20 protein-coding genes are annotated in these 20,310 nt (G+C 59.3%); 2 read left to right on the top strand and 18 right to left on the bottom strand.

Going from position 1 to position 20,310, the window contains the following annotated elements:
* Position 1: 1 nt before the first annotated feature.
* From fliR to GA0061103_RS07530, 17 genes are all read right to left on the bottom strand, one after another.
* Positions 2-754 carry a flagellar biosynthetic protein FliR gene (gene fliR / locus GA0061103_RS07610; protein WP_092709159.1) on the bottom strand — a complete coding sequence of 251 codons (753 nt, stop codon included), beginning with the start codon at positions 752-754 and terminating at the stop codon, positions 2-4.
* Entirely contained in the window at positions 751-2,838 is a 2,088-nt protein-coding gene (flhA, locus tag GA0061103_RS07605) for a flagellar biosynthesis protein FlhA (RefSeq protein WP_092709156.1), read from the bottom strand. The genes fliR and flhA overlap by 4 nt, the downstream gene beginning before the upstream one ends.
* Before the next feature lie 147 nt (positions 2,839-2,985).
* Positions 2,986-3,252: a flagellar biosynthesis protein FliQ gene (gene fliQ / locus GA0061103_RS07600; protein ID WP_015338826.1), complete on the bottom strand. Its 267-nt coding sequence runs from the start codon at positions 3,250-3,252 to the stop codon at positions 2,986-2,988.
* Positions 3,253-3,281: 29 nt separating this feature from the next.
* Positions 3,282-3,779: a flagellar hook assembly protein FlgD gene (flgD, locus tag GA0061103_RS07595; RefSeq protein ID WP_092709153.1), complete on the bottom strand. Its 498-nt coding sequence runs from the start codon at positions 3,777-3,779 to the stop codon at positions 3,282-3,284.
* Positions 3,767-4,219, bottom strand: a complete 453-nt coding sequence (gene flbT, locus GA0061103_RS07590; RefSeq protein ID WP_092709151.1) for a flagellar biosynthesis repressor FlbT — start codon at positions 4,217-4,219, stop codon at positions 3,767-3,769. The genes flgD and flbT overlap by 13 nt, the downstream gene beginning before the upstream one ends.
* The gene (gene flaF, locus GA0061103_RS07585) at positions 4,216-4,563 is read right to left on the bottom strand and encodes a flagellar biosynthesis regulator FlaF (RefSeq protein ID WP_075855158.1); all 348 of its coding nucleotides are present in this window, start codon (positions 4,561-4,563) and stop codon (positions 4,216-4,218) included. The genes flbT and flaF overlap by 4 nt, the downstream gene beginning before the upstream one ends.
* A gap of 37 nt (positions 4,564-4,600) precedes the next feature.
* The gene (locus tag GA0061103_RS07580) at positions 4,601-5,650 is read right to left on the bottom strand and encodes a flagellar hook-associated family protein (protein WP_092709148.1); all 1,050 of its coding nucleotides are present in this window, start codon (positions 5,648-5,650) and stop codon (positions 4,601-4,603) included.
* Positions 5,651-5,653: 3 nt separating this feature from the next.
* Positions 5,654-7,144 carry a flagellar hook-associated protein FlgK gene (gene flgK / locus GA0061103_RS07575; protein ID WP_092709147.1) on the bottom strand — a complete coding sequence of 497 codons (1,491 nt, stop codon included), beginning with the start codon at positions 7,142-7,144 and terminating at the stop codon, positions 5,654-5,656.
* Positions 7,145-7,168: 24 nt separating this feature from the next.
* The gene (locus tag GA0061103_RS07570; protein ID WP_141694424.1) at positions 7,169-7,390 is read right to left on the bottom strand and encodes a hypothetical protein; all 222 of its coding nucleotides are present in this window, start codon (positions 7,388-7,390) and stop codon (positions 7,169-7,171) included.
* A gap of 291 nt (positions 7,391-7,681) precedes the next feature.
* Positions 7,682-8,353, bottom strand: a complete 672-nt coding sequence (rem, locus tag GA0061103_RS07565) for a transcriptional activator Rem (RefSeq protein ID WP_075855164.1) — start codon at positions 8,351-8,353, stop codon at positions 7,682-7,684.
* Positions 8,354-8,635: 282 nt separating this feature from the next.
* On the bottom strand, positions 8,636-9,256 hold the full coding sequence (locus GA0061103_RS07560; RefSeq protein ID WP_425349474.1) for a lytic transglycosylase domain-containing protein: 621 nt from the start codon (positions 9,254-9,256) through the stop codon (positions 8,636-8,638).
* Positions 9,168-10,769: a flagellar hook-length control protein FliK gene (gene fliK / locus GA0061103_RS07555; protein WP_092709142.1), complete on the bottom strand. Its 1,602-nt coding sequence runs from the start codon at positions 10,767-10,769 to the stop codon at positions 9,168-9,170. Before fliK ends, GA0061103_RS07560 begins: the two co-directional genes overlap by 89 nt.
* Before the next feature lies 1 nt (position 10,770).
* Positions 10,771-12,075, bottom strand: coding sequence for a chemotaxis protein MotC (gene motC, locus GA0061103_RS07550; protein WP_092709139.1), 1,305 nt, complete (start codon positions 12,073-12,075; stop codon positions 10,771-10,773).
* A gap of 3 nt (positions 12,076-12,078) precedes the next feature.
* Positions 12,079-13,506, bottom strand: a complete 1,428-nt coding sequence (locus GA0061103_RS07545) for a MotB family protein (protein ID WP_092709136.1) — start codon at positions 13,504-13,506, stop codon at positions 12,079-12,081.
* Entirely contained in the window at positions 13,503-14,135 is a 633-nt protein-coding gene (locus tag GA0061103_RS07540) for a hypothetical protein (RefSeq protein WP_092709134.1), read from the bottom strand. Before GA0061103_RS07540 ends, GA0061103_RS07545 begins: the two co-directional genes overlap by 4 nt.
* Before the next feature lie 243 nt (positions 14,136-14,378).
* Positions 14,379-15,359, bottom strand: a complete 981-nt coding sequence (locus GA0061103_RS07535) for a flagellin N-terminal helical domain-containing protein (protein WP_092709131.1) — start codon at positions 15,357-15,359, stop codon at positions 14,379-14,381.
* Positions 15,360-15,615: 256 nt separating this feature from the next.
* Positions 15,616-16,536 carry a flagellin N-terminal helical domain-containing protein gene (locus tag GA0061103_RS07530; RefSeq protein ID WP_092709128.1) on the bottom strand — a complete coding sequence of 307 codons (921 nt, stop codon included), beginning with the start codon at positions 16,534-16,536 and terminating at the stop codon, positions 15,616-15,618.
* Between the two features lie 451 nt (positions 16,537-16,987).
* Here GA0061103_RS07530 and GA0061103_RS07525 point away from each other — a divergent pair, with 451 nt between their 5' ends.
* Together GA0061103_RS07525 and GA0061103_RS07520 are read left to right on the top strand one after the other, a co-directional pair.
* Complete coding sequence (locus GA0061103_RS07525; RefSeq protein WP_092711144.1) at positions 16,988-18,475, top strand: pyridoxal phosphate-dependent decarboxylase family protein; 1,488 nt, start codon at positions 16,988-16,990, stop codon at positions 18,473-18,475.
* Positions 18,469-19,719, top strand: coding sequence for a glutathione synthase (locus GA0061103_RS07520; protein WP_092709125.1), 1,251 nt, complete (start codon positions 18,469-18,471; stop codon positions 19,717-19,719). Before GA0061103_RS07525 ends, GA0061103_RS07520 begins: the two co-directional genes overlap by 7 nt.
* Before the next feature lie 112 nt (positions 19,720-19,831).
* On the opposite strand, the gene GA0061103_RS07515 is transcribed toward GA0061103_RS07520, so the two are convergent.
* A partial coding sequence (locus tag GA0061103_RS07515; protein ID WP_280949795.1) for a flagellin occupies positions 19,832-20,310 on the bottom strand: 479 nt, incomplete at its 5' end.

Raw genomic sequence — 20,310 nt, 5'->3', positions numbered from 1 at the left:
GCTAATGCCCGTTAAAGACGGTGAGGAACGCACTGGAAAACTGACTGACCAGGGCCGCGATGCTGAGATAGAGCATGAACAGCCCGCCCATCAGCAGATACGGCGTGGAAATGAAATAGATCGGAATCTGCGGCGCCAGCTTGTTGATGAAGCCGATCGAAATCTGGAACATCAAGCCGTAAAGCACGAAGGGGCTTGCCAGCCGCAGCATGATGAAGAAGGTCGTCTCCAGCGTATCCGTAATCGAGATCAGCGCGGCGCGGGGCTCGATGTGGCCGCCGAAGGGAATGACCGAATAGGAATCGACCAGCGCCTGCAAAACATAATGGTGGAAATCCATAATGAAGAGAATCATCAGCCCGCAAAAGCTGACGAGGCTGGTAAGCGATGTTTCATTCGATTCCTCGATGATATCGGCGCCGCCGGGCGCGTTGAAGCCGATCATCATCGATATGACCGTGCCGGTGAATTGCAGGCCCAGCGTATAGATCCTGGCCATCATCCCATACATCAATCCGATGACGGTCTCGGTGAAGATGAGGCCGATATAGTTCGCATCGCCCTTCGACACCTGCGGATAGATCGTGTTCCAGAGCAACGGCAGGACCGCCATCGTCAGCGCTGCAGAAAGAAGCAGCCTGATCTGCGGGGGAACGCGGCCCGAGGAAAAACCCGGGAGGACCATCATGCAGCCGCCGATGCGGCAGAAGGCGACGAACAGCGCCAGAATGGTCCCCTGGGGATCTGATATCATGAAATCGAACCTAGAATCTTGATCTCGATCCCCTTGGCCAATTCCACATGCGACAGGACCGGAAGGGTCGCGAACAGGCGTTCGATGATCATGCGCACATAGGAGCGCGTTTCCGGCGACGTGACAAGAACGAAGGGCATGCCTCTGTCCATGTATTCACGGATAACTTTGCCAGCCTGCTCGCTGAACTCTTCCAGGCTGCGCGGGTCGATGTCGAATTCGACGATTTCGCCCTTCTGGTCGCGCTTCAGCGCCTGATGGAAGATGAGGTCCCATTTGCTGCCGAGTCTGAGGACGCGCAGCACGCCATTGTCGGCCAGATCGCCGCAGAGTTGCTGCGCCATGCGTACGCGCACATGCTCGACGATCTGCTCGGTCTTGCGCACATGCGGCGCGAGTTCGGCGACCGCTTCGAGGATGAGATGCAGGTTGCGGATCGAGACGCGCTCGGCGAGCAGCAGCTTCAGCACCGCCTGCAGACCGGAATAGGACATGTGCGACGAGCAGATTTCGTCGGCGAGCTTCTTGTATTCGGGATCGAGACGCTCGATCAGGATCTTGACGTCCTTGTAGGACAGCAGCGCCGGCAGGTTGTTGCGGATGACCTCGCTCATATGGGTGAGCACGACGGAGACGTTGTCGATCGGCTGGAAACCCTCGCGCTTCAGATCTTCGGTAAAGGCTTCGAGAACGGAAACAGCAGGCATGCCGAAAGCGGGTTCGCGAATCTCGTCGCCCGGAACCGTCGGCTTGCGGCCGGAACCGGTGACAACAAGCACTTCGCCGACGCGCAGCATGTTGGAGGCGATCGTCGTGCCGTGGATGCGGATCTGATACGACTTGTCGGCAATCGCCATATCGTCGATCACCTTGATCTCCGGCACAACGAAACCGTATTGCGTCGCGAACTTCTTGCGCATCTTGCCGACGCGGAAGGCCAGTTCCTGGTGGGCGCCGAGCAGGCGGGTAGAGACGATCTTGCCGAGTGCCAGTTCGATTTCGGCAGTCTTCAGAACCGACTTGACCGAATCCTTTTCCATTTCCTTCGTCTGCATCACCTTCTGCTCTTCAGCATCGCGGCGAAGCTTGTTCTCGGCCTCGATCTGGCGCGGAATGAACCAGGCACCGGCGGCCATCAGGCTGCCAAGGACAAGGAAGGGAAAGAAGGGCATGCCAGGCATGATGGCCAGGATGCCCATGAGGACCGCCGAGACGGCGAGCGCGCGCGGATAGCCACTCAGCTGATTGACGACGGCCTGGTCGGTGGAGCCGGAGGTGCCGCCGCGCGAAACGAGAAGACCGGCAGCGAGAGAGACGATGAGCGCCGGCATCTGCGAAACCAGACCGTCGCCGACGGAGAGCTTCACGAAAACGTCCGCAGCCTGGCCGATCGGCATGCCATGACGGAAATAGCCGATGATGATGCCGCCGAAGACGTTGATGCAGGTAATCAGAAGGCCGGCAACCGCGTCACCGCGTACGAACTTGGAGGCGCCGTCCATCGCGCCGAAGAAGGAGCTTTCCTCTTCCAGCTCGCGACGGCGGCGCTGCGCTTCCTTTTCATCGATGAGGCCGGCGGAAAGATCGGCGTCGATCGCCATCTGCTTGCCGGGGATCGCGTCCAAGGTGAAGCGGGCGCCGACTTCGGCGATACGCGTCGCACCCTTGGTGATGACGATGAAGTTGATGGTGATGAGGATCAGGAAGACGATCAGACCGATGACGAAGTCGCCCGACATGACCAGGCTGGAGAAACCGGCGATGACGCCGCCGGCGGCATCGTGCCCTTCATAGCCGTGCGAAAGGATGACGCGGGTCGTGGCGATGTTCAGCGCCAGACGCGTCATCGTGGCGATCAGCAAAATCGTCGGGAAGGACGAGAATTCCAGCGGCTTCTTGATCCAGAGCGCCACCATGAGGATCAGCACGGAGAAAGCGATCGAGAAGGCCAGCCCAAGGTCGATCAGAAACGGCGGGATTGGCAGGAACAGCACGCACAGGATGACCATGATACCGAGGGCAAACCCGATATCGCGTATGCTGGGATTGGCTTTGGGAAGTGCTATTGCGGGTGGTTGTGCCATCGACCGGTTCCGTCTCTTCATGAGAGGTGGCAAACGGCTGACCCGCCTGCCCTATTGGAACCGACCTCTAAAGGTCGAAGCTTGCGCGAGCATGGCCCTTGCCATCGATGCGCATGATCCTAAGGCCGGCATCGCCTCAGATTTATCTTAGAAACCCGATTGGATGCGGGAGAAGACGAGATTGGTGAAGATCGAAATCTGCGCGCCGACGAAGGGTGCCGAGATGCCGATCGTAACCATGACGGCGACGATCTTCGGCACGAAGGTCAATGTCGCCTCCTGCACCTGGGTCAGCGCCTGGATCAGGGCGATCACCAAACCGACGACCATGGCGGCGATGACAGCCGGTCCGGAAGCCACAAGCACCGTCCAGATCGCGGCCTGGAAAATATCCAATGCATCGGCTTCATTCATGGCATGTCCACTCCGGGTTCAGCGGCACATCATGTGCCGCTGGTCGAATCCGTGCTCGACGAATCGCTACTGCTGCTACTATCGCTCGACGTGGCCGAGGTATCAATGGTCGTGCCTGCCGGAGCGATCGTCACGCCGGCCTGGATCAGAATCTTGTCGCCGGCATTTGTTTCGGCGATGATACCGTCCGTATAGACGCTTACCTGCTTGATCGTGCCGGTGGTCTTGCCGTCAGCGCTCATGATCTGCTTGCCGATATAATCGGAGGCCTGCGAGATCCACTGGTTCTGCAGCACGGTTTCCAGATGCGAGTTGGTCTGAATTTGCTGCTCGACCTGGGAGAAGCTCGCCAGCTGGGAAATCTGTTGGCTGGCATCCATCGGACTGGTCGGATCCTGGTTCTTCATCTGCGCGATGAGGAGCTGCAGGAAATCGTTATAGTTCAAAGTAGCCTTTGCGGATGCGGCGGCAGCATTGCTGGCAGTGCTGGTACTGGTGCTGCTGCCAACGCTGTCTACCGCTGCCATGGGGCGATCTCCCGGCGGATGTGCTCGATCGTCGCCGCCGGCATTTCCTGGCTGTTCAAAATATGATCCTCGATCGGGTAAAGGCCGCGGATCGCCTTCAGCGCATCGAAGGCGCGGCCGGTGGCGACGAGACCGTCGATACGCTTCAGCTCGGCCAGCACTTCCTCATTGTGGAAGCACGACAGCAGCATGACGATCGACTTGCGGAACATCGCGGTCGACTGTTCCTTGCCTTCCGGATTGATGAGGATCATCTGCGCGATGAAATAGAGCTGACGCAAGGGCGTCGTCGCATCCTCCGGCTGGAGTACGTGGTTCTCGAGCAGGAATGTCACATCATTCAGGAATTCCAGAGCAACCTTGCGATCGACGCGCAGGACAGCCCCGTTGATAAAGATCTTTTCCCCGGCTTTAAGCGATATGCGAAGCGTACTTTTCATTTAAGTCCATCCCTGATGATGGTGGTGACATCGATGATGCCTTGATAGTTTTCCGACTGGCGCCGCCTGATCCGTTCGCATTCCTTCAATATCCAGATGGCGATCGAAATCAGATTGGCGCGCAGCTCGACGTTGAGCTGGTTCTCCGGGCTTTTGAGGTCCTCGACAAAGCTTACCCATAGGCGTCGCGTATAGAAGAGAGCCTCGATCGCTTCACGGCCGTATTTCCCCGCATCACGGGCCGCAGAGAGAAGAGCTACCGACCGGTCCAGAACTTGTCGTTCTCGTTCCTTGGCGTCGGCCACTGCATCCTGCATGACTTCCGCATATGAGAACTGATACATTCATGCATCCTTCCTGGTCATTACTTCCCTTTGATCATCAAAGGTAATTTACAAGGCTTAACTGCTGGATCTTGGAAACAATCGTGTAAGCCGTTTCGAGTTGTGTCTGGAGGCTGTTGACCTTGGTCGACGCCTCATAGGGATCGACTCCGGTCAAGTCGCCGATGCTGGTATTGAGAATGGTCTTCTGGGAGTTCAGCGTCGTATTCGCATCCGACAGGCGCGACTGCGAGAGGCCGAGCTGGCTTGCCTGGCTGTTCAACCCGTCGATCGACTGACGCGTATAGCTGATGGCCTGCTGCGTGACGGCATTCACCGCGCTTTGATTGAGACCGGGCGGCGTACCCATCAGCGCATTTGTCACGCTGGTCGCCAGTGCCAGATACTTCATGCCGGACGAATTCGAGTTCGTCGAGGTTTCGATGACTTCCGAATTATTGATGCGGCTCGTCATATTCTGATCGGACGCGCTCGACCAGCTCGACCAGCTGCTGTCGGACGTGAACATCGGCGCGACAGTATTGGTGATGAAATCCGTTATCTGGGCTGCAGATATGGTCGTTGCTGTCACCGGCGGCGATTGGTTTGCCATGTAAGTTGTCAGTTTCGACTGGATATCCGCGTTCGTTGCGGAGGAATTATCTGTCATCGGCTGGACGTCGGTATTGGTTCCGGCAAAGAGATACTCGCCATTCACCATCGTATTCGCCGATGCAATGACGCTCGACAGGGTCGACGTCGCAGTCTGCTGCGCCAGGGCGACGCTGCTGCCATCGGTGTTGCCGCTCAGCGCCACAAGCTGATCCATCAGGTTCTGCGCCTGCGTGCCCATGCCGGTCAGGGCGGTTTGCGACGTCGTCATGCGCTGGTTCGCAATGGAGTTGCTGCTGAGAATGGAATCAATGCGCGACACTTCCCGCGTCAGATTCACATTGAGCGACGTGCTGCTGCCGAGCGCCACCCCGATGTCGGCATAGACGCCCGTGGTCGCCTCCGTCGAAGCGCTCGTCATCTCATTCTGCGCCTGACGAATCGTCTGGCGCATGGCGTTCTGAATGGCCGTGCTCGAAATGAAAGAAAGTTTCATGGCTTATCTCACAATATCCAGTACCGATTGGAGCATTTCGTTGACGGTGTTCAATATCTTCGTTCCAGCCTTGTAGGACTGCTCGATATCCATCATCAGCGTCAGCTCTTCGTCGAGATTGACGCCCGTCGCATTCGAATAGGCGCTCGAGGAGCGCGAGAGGGCAGCAGAGGTATTTTCCCCCGCCGTCGTTGCCGTGCTGCGCTGACCCTCGAGCCAACCGATGGAGCTCGCCGAATAATCCATGAGCGTGGCATTGGTATCGGAGCCAGCGGTAGGATCGAACGCCATCTTCGTATTCATGGCAGTGATAAAGCCATCAAGCTGGGTGGAATATCCGCTGTCGCCGCTGGTATTCTTGGTATAACCAGTTACACCAGTAGTACTATCGTTATTAATACCACCATCACGTAGCAACGTCGGGTCACCACCTTGAGACGTGATTAATTTCGAATTAACGGTTATCGAGCCGGCCAAGCCCGTGACTGCCGTACCGCTGGCCGGAACCGTGCCGCCGCTCCAGGTGAACAGGCCAGGCAGAGTCGGTTTTGAAGAATTGCTGTTCGTTTCCGCGAAGACCGTAACCAGCCCTCGAGCCATTTCATCGAGCTGTTTCTGATAGGTCGGCGCAACATCGTCGCGAATCTGAAGTGCCGCCTGAAGCGTGCCCTGTGCCGTCGTATTCGCACCCTGACCTGGGGTCAGCGCAACGCCATCGATGTAAACGCTGTTGCCTGTCGTGTCTGCCGTATAGGTCGTCGTCGGCTGGAACGTCACCGTGCGCGGAATGGTCTCGAACAGGGTCGTCCCGCTCGTGGTGTAGAGCGCCATGTCGTTGTTGCCGCGCGTCACCGTCGTTACACCGACAATCTTCGAAATCTGGTTCAGGATCGAATCGCGCTGATCCATTGCGTCGGCAAGAGCGCTCGATGTCGGGCCAGCGGTGGTCGTTGCCGATTTCACGGCGTCGTTGGCGGTCTGGAACTGCTTCAACAGACTGTTCAGCGTGTCGACGTCGGAGCTGATCTGTTTGTCGGCGTCGGTACGGGCGCTCTGCACTGCCGTCGTGGCATTGTTGAGCGATGTGGCCAGGCTCTGGGCCGCATTGATCGCAGATTGCGCCGCCGTAGCGTTGGACGGCGATCCCGCATAATTCTGCATCGCATCCTGAAATGCCGACAGATAGGTCGCCGGCGCAATCTCGTTGTCGTTGCCTCCAAGCGTGGCCGACTGAAGATTGCTGTAGGCGTTCAGCAACAGCTGCTGTGCCGAGTCCGACGACGCCGAACTGAGATAGGCTTTCTGTAACGCCGGCTCGCTGCTGCGGGCAATCTGCACTACCTGAGCGCCAGCCATATTGGTCGTCACCACCGCCTGACGACGCGAATAATTCGTGTTGTTGGCATTGGCGATATTGTTCGACACGACGCTGCTCTGCGTGCCGGTATTGTTGAATATTGCCTGCGCGTTATTGAGAGCTGTTGTGAGCGACATGACTGACTCGATACCCTATTCGTTTTAGCGCGGCAGATTGGCCGAAGGCGCGCCGGAAGTGTCGGAATAGCCTGTCAGAGCAAGGCCGGCGAAATAGACCAGATTGTCATTGGCAGCGGATGGGCGATCACCGGAGTGAACCGGCGACACCCTCCCGCAAACATGCTGCAAGACGAGAGCACCGTCGCCCGAAGCAACGCCGAGGCGAGCCGCCTGCGCATCCGCTTCCGCAAGTGCGGTCTTCATGTTGCCGAAATTCCTCATCTGGAATCCTCGTTATCCTTCATACGACTGAGAGTAGGTGGCGGGCCTTGCGTGAAGCTGTCTGAGAGGACGAAAAACCGATCATCGCGAAAAGCTTTGCCAGGAGCGTCATCAGGCGGCCTTGCTGCCGGCTGCTGCGTGCCAAAATGGTAAGGAACAACGTACGTTTCGGCGCCATGTCGATCCTGCAGCCGAAAAGGAACAGGCCCGAGAGTCAACTGATTCTCGGGCCTGTTCATGAGTTCGGTATTAAGGGATGCGCGACCGGGAGTATCAGCTCCAGTCGATGCAGTAACCGAGGAAGCGCTTCGAATCGACCGGGTCGAAGCCGAGCTTCTTGCGCAGCTTCTTGCGCAACTTGGAAATATGGCTTTCGACGACGTTCTCTTCGACTTCCTCGTCGAAGATGCCGTAGATGGCGTTGAAGATCTGGGTCTTCGTCACACGGCGACCGCGATTGGCGATCAAGTATTCGAGGATGCGGCGCTCGCGGCGCGGCAAGGCAAATACGGAACCGTTGATTTCCGGATCACGGCCATCTGCGAAGACGCGAATGGGGCCGATATCGGTATAGTTGTTGATCGCCTTCAACCGGCGGCGGATCGCCGCGGCCCTGGCAAGGATTTCGCGAGGATGCACCGGCTTGCGTACGACATCGTCGACGCCACAATCGAAAAGTGCAAGCGTGGCTTCCAGCGAGGGCTGGTCGCTCACCGCGATAACAGGTGCTGCCGTCCGGTCGCGAATCGCCCTTGGGAGCTCATGCACCTGCTGACCCTGTCCGATCAGAAAGGCTTCGACCGCAGCAATATCGCCCTCTGCTGCAGTCGTCACCCATTCGCCGAATTCACGCGGATCAAATCCCGTCGAAGGGATGCCCTCGCGTCCAAACAGTGATGTATATCCGTCCTTAACGAGCTCTCGCTCATCAACCACTACGATCATTCGTCCGCCTCCGAATCAGTGTGGTGTTTCGATGATCTATGGGTACGAATCGGGCGAATCACGAACAACTGTCGGAAATGAGTGACGGAAATTAATAATTGATTAACTATACGGGTGCGATTTGCACTAGATATAGTAGGTGCTCGGCGTTTTAGACCGATAAAAAAGTTGTTAGCGGACGTATTATTAACATGCGCATTTTAGGCAAATCGACGGCAGTCAACCGCTTCGATTGGGTTAGCGTCTGCTAACCGGAGGCCGTATGCAACCTATAAGTGCTTATTACCGACAGAACGTCGCCGCATTGGGCGTCCATTTTCCGTAGCCGGTGGCGACCAGATTGGCGATCACACGGCAGACATAGACCTTCTGGGCGGGGTCATTGTTCGGGCCGGCATGGTATCTAGCTACCGCCATCGTCCAGGTCTCATGCCTGTCATGCAGATTGCGAAGAAACTTTGCAGCATACTCGACATTACTACGCGGGTCGAACATGGCGGTGACGGATGTAAAGTTTTCGCCGTGGAAATACTGATTGATCTGCATACAGCCGACATCGATAAGCTTTGCCCCATTCTGCCGTGCTGCGGCGAATATCTGCAGGGCGGCATCCTCCGATGGCGGAAAGATCGGACGCCCCTCGACATTGAGGGCATAGGGATAGAGCGACCCCTTGCGTCCTGTCTCCGTCAGACCCACCGAATAAAGGATCCCTTCCGGTATGCCGTATTTCGCGGCGGCAGACTGGATTTCACGTTCGCAAAGGCCCGCGGCACCATTGTCAGGCGGTACAGGATTGCCCGACGCATGCGCCTCAGAGGTAAACCGCCCCAGAGCGAGAACGCTGCACGCCACCAGCAGCGCCGTCCTCAACACCGCGCTCACCCGAACTGCGATTGCCATCGTTTCCATTTGCCTGCTGCCCTGAATAGTTCTGGCCTCTGGAGCGTGCGTCGCCCCCCTGTCCCTGGTTCAAAAGGGACTGCTGCTGTGGCTGGTTCGATCCGGAATTGCGGCCGCTATCCGACTGCTGGTCGGCATTGGACGCCATGGAGACAGTGATGTTGTCGACCTGATAGCCTTGCGCGCGCAATGCATCGACCATGCGGCTTTGATCGGCGTGAAGCTGCCTGTAGGCTTCGCTCGTCTGAACCTTCAGGTCGACGCTCAGCTGGTCTCCGGAGAGCCGCATGGTTGCCGTCACGTCGCCGAGATTGTCGGGGCGCAGCTGGATCTTCAGCGTATTGACGACCTTGCCGGTGCTCGTCAGGTTCGCAGCATTGGAGAGCGCCGAACCCGGCTGCATCGCCGCCGACCATTCGTGGTCGCCCGCCAGAGTTCCAGCAACGAGTGCAGAGTTGGAATTGGCGGCAAGCCCGAGATAGCGGCGCGAATCGAGCACGGTGACCGCCACCGCATCGCTGCCGGCTGCAGCACCGACTTTGACGTCGGCAACGTCATCGCTGCCCTTGCTGATCGAGAGATCGAGCGCGCTGCCGCGGCCGTCCGCCCGCGTCAGACGGAATGTTTGCGCGGCATCCGTTCCCTTGCCGTCATCTGGTAAGGTCAAGGCGGTATCCGAAGCATCATCAGCGAGTGCTGTTTTGCCTGATGGCAATGACTGGACCTTCGAATCGTCTGCCGTCTTGCCCGTCTGCGTCGCGCTGACCTGGGTCGCAACAACGGGCTGGGCAACGTTCAGCAGCGACAAGGCATCGGAAATCGTATTGGTTGGCTGGCTGTCTTGTGTCGATGCAGACTTACCATCATCCGTGGACTGGGCATCCTTTCCATCCTTCGCGGCGGGCGTCTTGCCGTCGCCCTTGGCCGGCGTCGTCTGACCGTCCGCATTCACGACGTCGGCCAGTTGCTGCGCGATCTCGGCCAGCTGATCGAGCGCCGTCGGGGGCACCTGCGCCTTGCCGGCGTCAATCGTCGGCGTGGTGGGATCGGCGGTTGCGGCTGGCTGATCGCCATCAACGGGGGTCGCCTCGCCTTCGGCAGCGGCGGAGGCTGCCTTCTGCAACTCGATCAGCGATTTCGAGAGCGATGCGGCACCGGCAGGCTGCGAAGCTTTCGCGCCCTTGGCAAGGCCGGCGGGATTGGCGAGATTGGCTCCGGACGTATCGATCATTCCAACTCCGGCATTGGCGCTGTCATCGATGGTGAGGGTTATCGAGGCGAGATTGCTCGCTGCCGTCTTCACCGTGCCCGCGTCGTCACTGGTTGTCGTGTTCGCATTCGTTGCCACATCGGTTCCGGTATTCGAACCGGCGGATTTGCGTCCATTGCCGAGCGAACTGGTCAGCGCGTCGATAAAACCCTTGCCATCATCCTGCTTTGTTGAGCGAGCGCCTTTGGCAACAGCAAGAATATCCGCCCCGGATGAGGCGCCAGACACACCGATGTCGTTCATATCAATGACTTTCCTGCTTCAACAGGCCGTCGATGGCATCCAGCTTCGAGCGGCTCGTCGTGACGAATGCGTTGAACGAAGAGTCGGCCTCCTGCCGCCCTCCTTCCGGGACGGGAGCCGCGGTTGCCGGGGCTCCCTGCTCAACACCCGCCGTGCCGGGAGATTGGCCTCCCGCTTGATTCGTCACAGCAGCATCGTGTTCAGTCTTCTGTTGGTTGGGCAGGTTAGGAACATTGCCTTGCCCGAGGCTTGCAGCGTCGGGCGTGCGCAATATCTCCGCTGCCACAGCCTTCGCGGCATCGCGCAGAGCCCGGTCGCGGGCATTCAGTTCGCCTGCCGGCATCTGGTTCACATCGTTGATCGCCGACTTCAATTCAGGCGTGGATATGCCCGCCACGCCGCCATAGAAGTTCGCCAGCGCACCAAAGGCATCGCCGCCGTCATTGGAGATCGCCTGGGCGCGGTTGGCCGCGAGCGCGGCAAGATCGGCCTTGCCGGCGATCGCCGCACGGCGTGCCATGCGCAGATAGATTTCCCGCTGTCTCGGCGGGTCCATGAAGGACAGGATGTCGATGATGTCCTGCTGCTTGACATCGGAATCGTGATCCACCACCAGCTGCACGAAAAGATCGGCAAACTGGCTGGCGTAGGGCGAATGCAGGAAGCGCCGCGTATAGCGCCGCGCATAATCGAGCCCTTGCGGCACCATGCCCGCATCGGCGCACAGAGCCAGTGAGCGGCGCAGTGCGGATTCCTCGACGATCGTACCAGGCGCCATCAGCCGCGCCCAGTCATACAGCGGCAAGGCGGCCTTGGCGTTCTTGCCCGACATGACATTGCCAGCAACCAGCGAGAGGTAGGGACCGATCGGCTTGTCGCGATATTCCTTGGAGATATCGACAAGCGTATTGACGACGAGCAGACCCTTGCCGTTCAGATATTTCCTGAGAACATCCGCAACGCGATTGTCGAAATTGCCATTGACGTCACGCGACATCAGATATTCAAGCGTTTCGGGATTGCCGCCGCTCATGGCATAGATCAGGGCCGCATCAACGTTACGGTTGTCCTCGAAGACGGATTTATCCGCATTGCGCAAGCGCTCGTCTATGGTGGCGAGCAGAAAGCGCTGCATCTCTCCGGCGGAACTGTCGCCCGCAACAACGGAATCCTGGACGAATTCGAGCGAGCGCAGCATCTTGTAGAGTGGCAGACCATCCTGCCCCTCAGCGCTTGCAACCCCCGGCATCAACATGCCGAAGGTAAGCGTGAGCGCAAGGTGATGACGATGCTGTTTGCGCGCCATGGACTATCCCTGCTTACCTTGGCTCGACTTGCTCTTGCCCGAAGCAGGCTTCGCGGGAGCTTGCGTTCCAGAAGCCGCGGGGTCCGTCGCCGCCTGGTTCGAGGGGTTGGCGATCAGGATCTCGATACGGCGGTTGGCATCGTTGAAGGGATCGTTGGGCAGCTTCAGACGCCTGTCCGCAAAGCCGGAAACTTGAACGATCCGCTTCTCGTCCAGCCCGCCGCTCGTCAGCATGTAATAGGCGCTCTGGGCGCGATCGAGCGACAGGCGCCAGTTGTCATTGCGGCCACCGACCATATAGGGGCGTCCGTCGGTATGGCCGCGGATCAGGATCGATCCATTGTGTTCCGCGAGGATCTTTCCGATCTTTTCCATCGCCAGCACCATCTCGCGCCGGGGAACCGCCGAACCGATATTGAACATCGGATCGTTTGTCTGATCGGAGATCGTTACGAGCACGCCGCCTTCCGCGGCGCTGACCTGCAGCCCTTCGGCCAGCTGACCGGCGACACCCTTGATCTCGGCCTGAATTGCCTGTTGCAGATCTTTGGCTTCCTGCTGCTGCGCCTTCGTCGGCTGGACATCCTTGCTCTGCGGCAAGGCAGCATTATCCTCGGGCAACGAAGTCTCGTTTTGCGCCGCGGCCTTGGCGAGCTGCTGCATCTGCGTCTGCTTTTCCTGCTGCTTGCCCGGCGCCTGCTGGTCGCTCGTTGTCGGCTGCTGCTCCGGCGTCACAGGCTGATCGGCGGGCTGGCCGGTATCGGCCGCCGTTGCCTTCGACAAGGCGATGACTTCGCCCTTGGGCGATTGATCCGACTTGGCGGACTGTTCCTCATTCGCCTTCTTCGAGGCGCTGGAAACCTGAACCTGCTTGGTCCAGAAATCTGGATCGAAGGGATCGCGATAGGCCTGGCCGCCATCGGCACCGGTCGCTGGACCCGACTGAGCGGCCCCACCCTCGCCCTTGGCGCTGACATTGGCCTGCTGACCGACTTCCTGTGCGATCTCGGCCAGGACCGAATAGGGATTCTCGAAGAAATCCGCTTCGGAATAGTTTGTCTGGTCGCCCGATGTCGAGGTCAGGTCCTCGCCGGTCTTGGCCGATTTTCCGTCATTCGGCTTTTCCTGCGGCTTGTCGGACTTCTGCTGATTCTTTTCGCCCTGAGCCTGATCGACGGGTTTCTTGAGGCCCTTTTCCGTCGGCTTCTCGTCGGCGAGCTTGATCGGATTGAAATAGGAGGCGACCGAGGCCTTCGTCTCCTCGTTGGCGGCGTTCACCAGCCACATGACCAGGAAGAAGGCCATCATGGCCGTCATGAAGTCGGCATAGGCGATTTTCCACGCGCCGCCATGGCCGCCTTCATGTTCACCGCCGCGACGCTTGACGACGATAATCTCGTGCTTGCCGTGATTTTGATCGCCGTCGCTCATTTCAGAATCTCTTTCAGGCTAGCGGCCCAGGCGGACATTCGGGTCACAAGAACGCTCTCGCCGATCGTGACGGTGAGATCGACATCATCGGCCTCGATGTGGCGCAGCAAGGCGCCGTCATCGCCGAGATGATCGTGAAGGACCTCGAAAAGATGACGCGGGCCGCTGACCGAGATCGGCCCGGCGCTGCCATCGAGGATCGCGGCCCTGACCAGTTCGGCAAGATCGGCGACGGCCTTGGCCGTCAGCGTCTCGGTCATGATCGGCGCAAGAGTGGCCGCGGCTTCTGTGCTGATCGCCTGCCCGAGCATCGTGGCGATGCGCGTCATATCCGCGGCGATCTTCTCCGCCGCCTGCTCTTCGTAGCGTATCCGCAGCGCATCCATTTCGGCGCGAAACGATTGGGCCATGCCATCGATCTCAGCCTGATGCTTTTGCGTCAGTTCCTGGGTCGCCGCCTCATGCCCTTCCGCATAGGCGGCACGGCGCTCGGCCTCGACATCAACAGGCGGCTCGAGCGGGCTTTCGGCAAACTCGATCGGTTCCGCAAAGGCCATATCCTCGACACGGGGCGGCGGAACCTGTTCGGCGCTGAAATCCTTGAGATATCGGGACAGTGTCAAGCTCATGCGCGCATCTCCCCATTCACGCCGCAGAGACGCTGCAAGTCGATGCCGACAGCCGGCCGATCCATTCCCATGCTCAAAACGTCGATCATCACGCTTCCGGTTTCCGTCCTCAGGCGGCACTTTCCGGGACCAATGTCACCGGCACATTGTGCAGCCAAGCCACTGCGAAGGACCGTAGGCAGTCAAACTTGTGCGAGGATGAATGCGATGCGGTATTGCCGATCGGACGCCGCCGCCCGGCAATCATTTCGACTGGAGGATAATCAACACCTTGCTCGCCATGCTATTGGCGATCGACAATGCCTGCACACCCATCTGCTGCGCCGTCTGCAAGGCACTCTGCCGCGCGGAAGCCTCTTCCATATTCGTGTCGACGAGATCGCCGACGCTGCTCTTGATGGCATCGCTGAGCTTGGAAATATAATCCGACTGAGCGTCGACATTCGACTTCATCAGACCCAATGTCGAATCCGCCGATGTTGCCGATTTCAGAAGCGAGTTGGTGACATTGATCATATCGGTCAGTTCGGCATCGGTCGTGCTGCTCGATAGGGCGATCTCGGTTCCGCCTGTCGGCGTCGTGCCGCCGGTGGCGGAGAGGAGATAATAATTGCGAGGCGTGCTGCTGCCGCTGCCCGAACTGTCGAATGTGCTCGCATCGACATTCTTCGTCAGCAAACCCCGCTCGGGTTTGGCAGTATCGATCATCAAGGTCTGGGAGCTGTCATAGCTGATCGTCGTGAAGCTGATCTGCCCGCCCGTCCCACGCGTGAAGTTGCTGATCACCGACTGCTGTGTGGAGGGCTGCTGCTCCGTATTATAGAGCCAGTTCTCGCCCGAAAAGGATGCCGACTGGGTGACGGATTGCAGCTGATTCTTGAGCTGCTGGATGTCGGAGTTGATAGCGTTCTTGTCGGTGCCTGGCTCCTTTGCCGAAACCAGCTTGGACTGGATCTGGGTCAGCAGGCTGACGACCGTATCCATGGCGGTGGATGCGGTATCGACCTTGGACGCGCCGAGGCCCAGCGCATCCGTAATCGTGGAAAGGCTGCTCTGGTCGGAGCGCATGGTGGTCGCCATCGACCAATAGGTGGGATCATCGCTCGCCGTCTGGATGCGGTAACCGGACGAGACCTGCTGCTGCACGACATCGAGATCTTTGTTGATACCGCGCAACACGGTCAGCGCCGCCGACGTGGTAGGATTCGTCGTCACATTGCTCATCTGAAAATCCGTAGTTCCATTGGGACTGGCAAGCCGGACCGATCCGGCAGCAACGATTGGCCTCATGCCCACCAGCGGGAGATATCCCAGCGCGGCCCGTCGCTAAAGCGCGATCCGGCAACCGCTTGGAAGGAGAACGGCGGCCGGATCTGCGCAGAGACTGCAAATCAATTAGCAGCAACGTTAACAAAAGCTTATACGCGACGACAAGAGGGAAAAGCCGCCGCGCCATTTCAACGCAAGCTCCAGTCAAGGCTCACTTGAAGAGAGCGAGAACATTCTGCGCGCTCGTGTTGGCAATCTGCAGCGACTGGATGGCCAGCTGCTGCTGGGTCTGCAGCGCCGAGAGCCTGCTCGATTCTTCTTCCATATCCGCATCGACGAGCTTGCCGACGCCGGAATCGATGGTATCGCGCAGGGTGGAGACGAAGCTCGTCTGCAAATCGATGCGGGTGGAGAGAGAGCCGAGCTGCGAAGCTGTGCTGTTCATGGCGTTGAGGGCGCCCTGCACCAGGTTCATCGCCGAACCGATATCGCCGCTCGTCATGTTGGTGATATCGAGACTGAAGACGGAATAGCTGCTGCCGCTGATAGCCTGCTTGGTGCCGAGGATGCCCGAGCTCGTATCGATCGTCCCGCTGGTGCTCGCGCCGAACAGGACGTTGCCCTGCGAGCTGGTATCGAAACTGTAGCTCGTGCTGTTGACGGAAACCGTACCATTATTGTTGCGCACGAAGGAGGAGACGACGGAGGCGGAGGCACCATTTGCCGCGTACATCCAGTTCTGCCCGGAGAAGGAAGCGGATTGCGCAATGCTCTCCAGCTGCTGTTGCAGCTGCGTGACTTCTTCCTGGACGTCAGCCTTCGACACGCTGTTTTCCGTTGCCGCGACGAGCTTGTCCTTGATCTGCTGAACGACGGTGATGGCGTTGTCCATCGCCGTATAGGCGGTGTCGACCTTTGCCGCGCCCAGGCCCAATGCGTCCGAGACGGCTGAAAGCGCGCTATTGTCGGATCGCATGGTGGTCGCGATCGACCAATAGGCGGCGTTGTCGGCTGCCTTGGCCACCTTGTAGCCCGAGGAAACGCGGCTCTGCGTATCCTGCAGGTTCGTGTTGATGGAGCGCAAGGTCTGGAGGGCGGACATCGCCGCGTCGTTGGTGAGGATGCTAGTCATCGAAAAGTGCCCCTTATGGCTGAATTTGGAAGGGACATTCCGGTCTGCGGCCGGGAACGGCAATCAGCCTCATGCTTGTTAACCGCCTCTTAGGAGAGGTTAACCAACCGTTGCGCTAGTTGCAACTGACAGGAATAGGGTTAATAAAAGATTAATGCCGGCCACAAAAGTTAACGGAATCATCCTTTCCGTTAAAAGGCCATCAGGCATCGTGCCATCGTCCACGCTACCTTTCATTGAACCCGAGGGAGGTCTATCCGCGCAGCGTGCGCCGACACCCCGCTTTCCAGCCGGATATCATCGTTTGACGCACAGCAAGTACCGCAAGTCAGCCTCGCGCCACCTTCGGCGTCGTAGATAGCCGCTATACGTCCAATGTCGGACGAAGACGGTCGTCTTCTCCAGCGTCCCGGCGGTGATGTCGGCACCGGCGGCCATATGCGAGGTTGAAATGTTCATTTTGCAGGACGCCGGACGGGCGGCGGTTGATCGCCAAGAGCGAACAAGCCTCGACCCCGACAACTGGCAGGCTCTGCGCAGGCAAGGTCACCAGATGCTCGACGACATGTTCGATCATCTCCAGACGCTCGGAACGAAGCCGGTCTGGCAACATGCCCCCTCCTCTGCCCGCGCCCTGTTCGATGCGCCGTTGCCGGTCGAAGCCAGCGACCTAACCGAAGTCCACGCCATTTTTCGGGAAAATATCCTCCCCTATGGCAGCGGCAATATTCACCCAGGCTTCATGGGCTGGGTCCAGGGCGGCGGCACCGTTACCGGCATGCTGGCCGAAATGCTCGCCGGCGGGCTTAACGCCAATCTCGGCGGACGCGACCATATGCCGATCGAAGTCGAGCGCCAGATCATCCGCTGGACGCGTGAGATCTTCTCCTTTCCGGAAACGGCAGGCGGCATTTTCTTCACCGGCGCATCGCAGGCCAATTTCGTCGCGGTGCAGATCGCCAGATGCCGGAAGCTCGGCCGCGATGTGCGCGCAGCCGGTCTGTCCGACGAATCCCGGCTCGTGGCCTACGCCTCGAACGAGGTTCATGGCTGTGTTCCCCGCGCTTTCGAAATGTCCGGCATCGGCAGCGATCAGCTCCGGCGCATTGCCGTCAATAGCCTTGGCCAGATCGATATCGGCGCGCTGGAACAGGCGATCCTTCGTGACAGGCGGGAAGGTCTTGTGCCGTTCCTCGTCATCGGCAGTGCGGGAACGGTCAATACTGGCGCCGTCGACGACCTCGCCGGTTTGCGGCATATCGCCGACAGCTACGATCTTCATTTTCACGTCGACGGCGCGCTAGGCGCCCTCGGCGTGTTGAGCTCTGACCTTGCGCATCTGTTCGCCGGGATCGACAGCTGCGATTCGCTCGCTTTCGATTTCCACAAATGGGGCCAGGTGCCCTATGATGCTGGTTTCCTGCTCGTGCGGGACAGCGAATGGCAGCGGCAGACCTTTGCTTCGGATGCCGCCTATCTCAGCCGCGCAGCCACCGGGCTTGCAGGCGGAGACTGGTGGCCCTGCGACTACGGTCCGGATCTGTCGCGCGGCTTCAGGGCGCTGAAGACCTGGTTCACGCTGAAAACCTACGGCGTCAAAGCTCTGGGGGGCGCGATGAGCGCCAACTGCCGGTTGGCCCGCAGGCTGGCCGAGCGCATCGAACAGGAACCTCGGCTGACATTGCTTGCGCCGGTCGCGCTCAATATCGTCTGCTTCGCCTATGTCGGCGCGGATGGAACAATACCTGCGTCCGTCAATTCCCATATCGTCGAGCGGCTGCACGCCGAAGGCCGCGTCGCTCCATCCCTGACTCATCTGAACGGACGGCCGGCAATCCGCGCCGCGATCGTGAACCATCGCACGCGACAGGCAGATATCGACCAACTCGTTCATAGCGTTTTGACAATCGGCTCCCGACAGGATCTCTCCCAATGCTGATGACCAAAGCCCCAGGCATCGAACCGGCTTCGACCAATACGCCGGACGCCTCCCGAATTCTCGGCATGCAGAGAATCGTCTCGCTCGTCTATGCCGGCCGCGACGTGACGCCGCTATGGAACGAGCTTATGCAGCGCGTGACGGCCGATTCGACCGATGCGGCCGCACTCATGGACCTGGCGATCATCCTGCAAACGCTCGGCCGCGCCGAAGAGGCACGCCAGATCCTGAAGAACGCCGTGCAGCTGCGGCGTGACTTCCGCGTCGTCCACGGCAACGGAACCGGGCCGCACCTTTTGGCCTTCGTTACCGAAGGCGATTTCATGGCCAATACGCCGCTGGACTTTCTGCTGGCGGGCAGCGATTGCGTGCTGTGGCTGCGCTATGTCGACCTGCAAACCTCCGCACTCATCGGTCTGCCGGAGCATGACGTCACCTTCATGGCAATCGGGGAGTCGACTGAAAACGCGCCCCTGCTCGCCCATATGCAGGGGCTCCTTGCCAAATTCGACGGTCTGGTGATGAACTGCAATCCGGAACTGATCGCGAGGCTGACGCGCGACGGGGTGAGCGGAATGCTGGCAGGCGAACCGTCGATCCTCTCCCCCACCACCCATCGCGTCTCGCGCGACGATCTCGCAGCCGTCGGCGCCGGCGCCAAGCCGTTGAAAGACTGCGCTCCAGGCCTGGCCTTCCCGCTGGTCGTGCGCCCGCTCAGCACACATGCCGGCAATGGAATGGAGCGCATCTCCGATCCGGCCGAACTGGCAGCCTTTCTCGCGGCACAGCCGGCGCCTGAGCTTTACGTGGCACCCTTCATCGATTTCCGTGGAGCCGACGGCTACTACAACAAGCAGCGCGTCGTATTCATCGACGGCAAGGCCTTTGCCAGCCACATGGCACTCTCGGATCACTGGATCGTGCACTATCTGAGTGCCGGCATGGGCCAGAGTGCAGCAAAACGAGCCGTCGAACAGGCATGGATGGAAGATTTCGATCGCGATTTCGCCGTTCGCCACGAGGAAAGTTTCGCAGCGCTCTGCCGTCATATCAAACTCGACTACTTCGGCATCGACTGCGCGGAGCTTCCTGACGGTCGCCTGCTGGTATTCGAGCTCGATGTGGCAATGGTGGTCCACAATATGGACGACCCCATCGTCTATCCCTACAAGCAGGTTGCCATGCGCAAGCTGTTCGATGGCTTCGTCGATGCTATCAGGCGAAGGGCGGACGGCGCGCGTTAGATTCGCAGCTGGACTGCGGCGCCGCGCCAAAACGAAAACCGCGCCTTCCGGAGAAGGCGCGGCATAGTCGTTTTCCTGTTTGGCCAGCCAACGCGTGGCCGGGCGCTTCCTATTAACGGAAGAGCGACAGGATCTGCTGGGTCGAGGAGTTGGCGATCGACAGGGACTGAACGGCCAGCTGCTGCTGCGTCTGCAGAGCGGACAGCTTGCTCGATTCTTCTTCCATGTTGGCGTCAACCAGCTTGCCAACACCCGACTGGATCGAGTCGGAGAGCGAGGAAGCGAAGGTTGTCTGCAGGTCGATACGGCTGGAGATGGAGCCCAGCTTCGAGCCGAGGCTGGTCATGGAGTTCAGAGCAGTCTGAACCATGTTCAGAGCGCTGGAGATCTGGCCGGTCGTCATGCTGGAGATGTCGAGGCTGAAGACCGAAGCGCCAACCGAACCATCCGACGTACCCAGGATGCCCGAAGTCGTATCGATCGTGCCGCCGCTCGAGCCGAACAGAACGTTGCCGGTCGCGCCGGTATCGAAGGCGTAGGCGGTCGAGCTGACCGAAACGGTGCCGTTGGTGCCGCGGATGAAGGACGAGA

Source organism: Martinezella multihospitum (assembly GCF_900094585.1).
Classification (GTDB): domain Bacteria; phylum Pseudomonadota; class Alphaproteobacteria; order Rhizobiales; family Rhizobiaceae; genus Rhizobium; species Rhizobium multihospitium.
The sequence above is the reverse complement of the archived record's forward strand: the minus strand, read 5'-3'. Positions and strand labels throughout refer to the sequence as shown.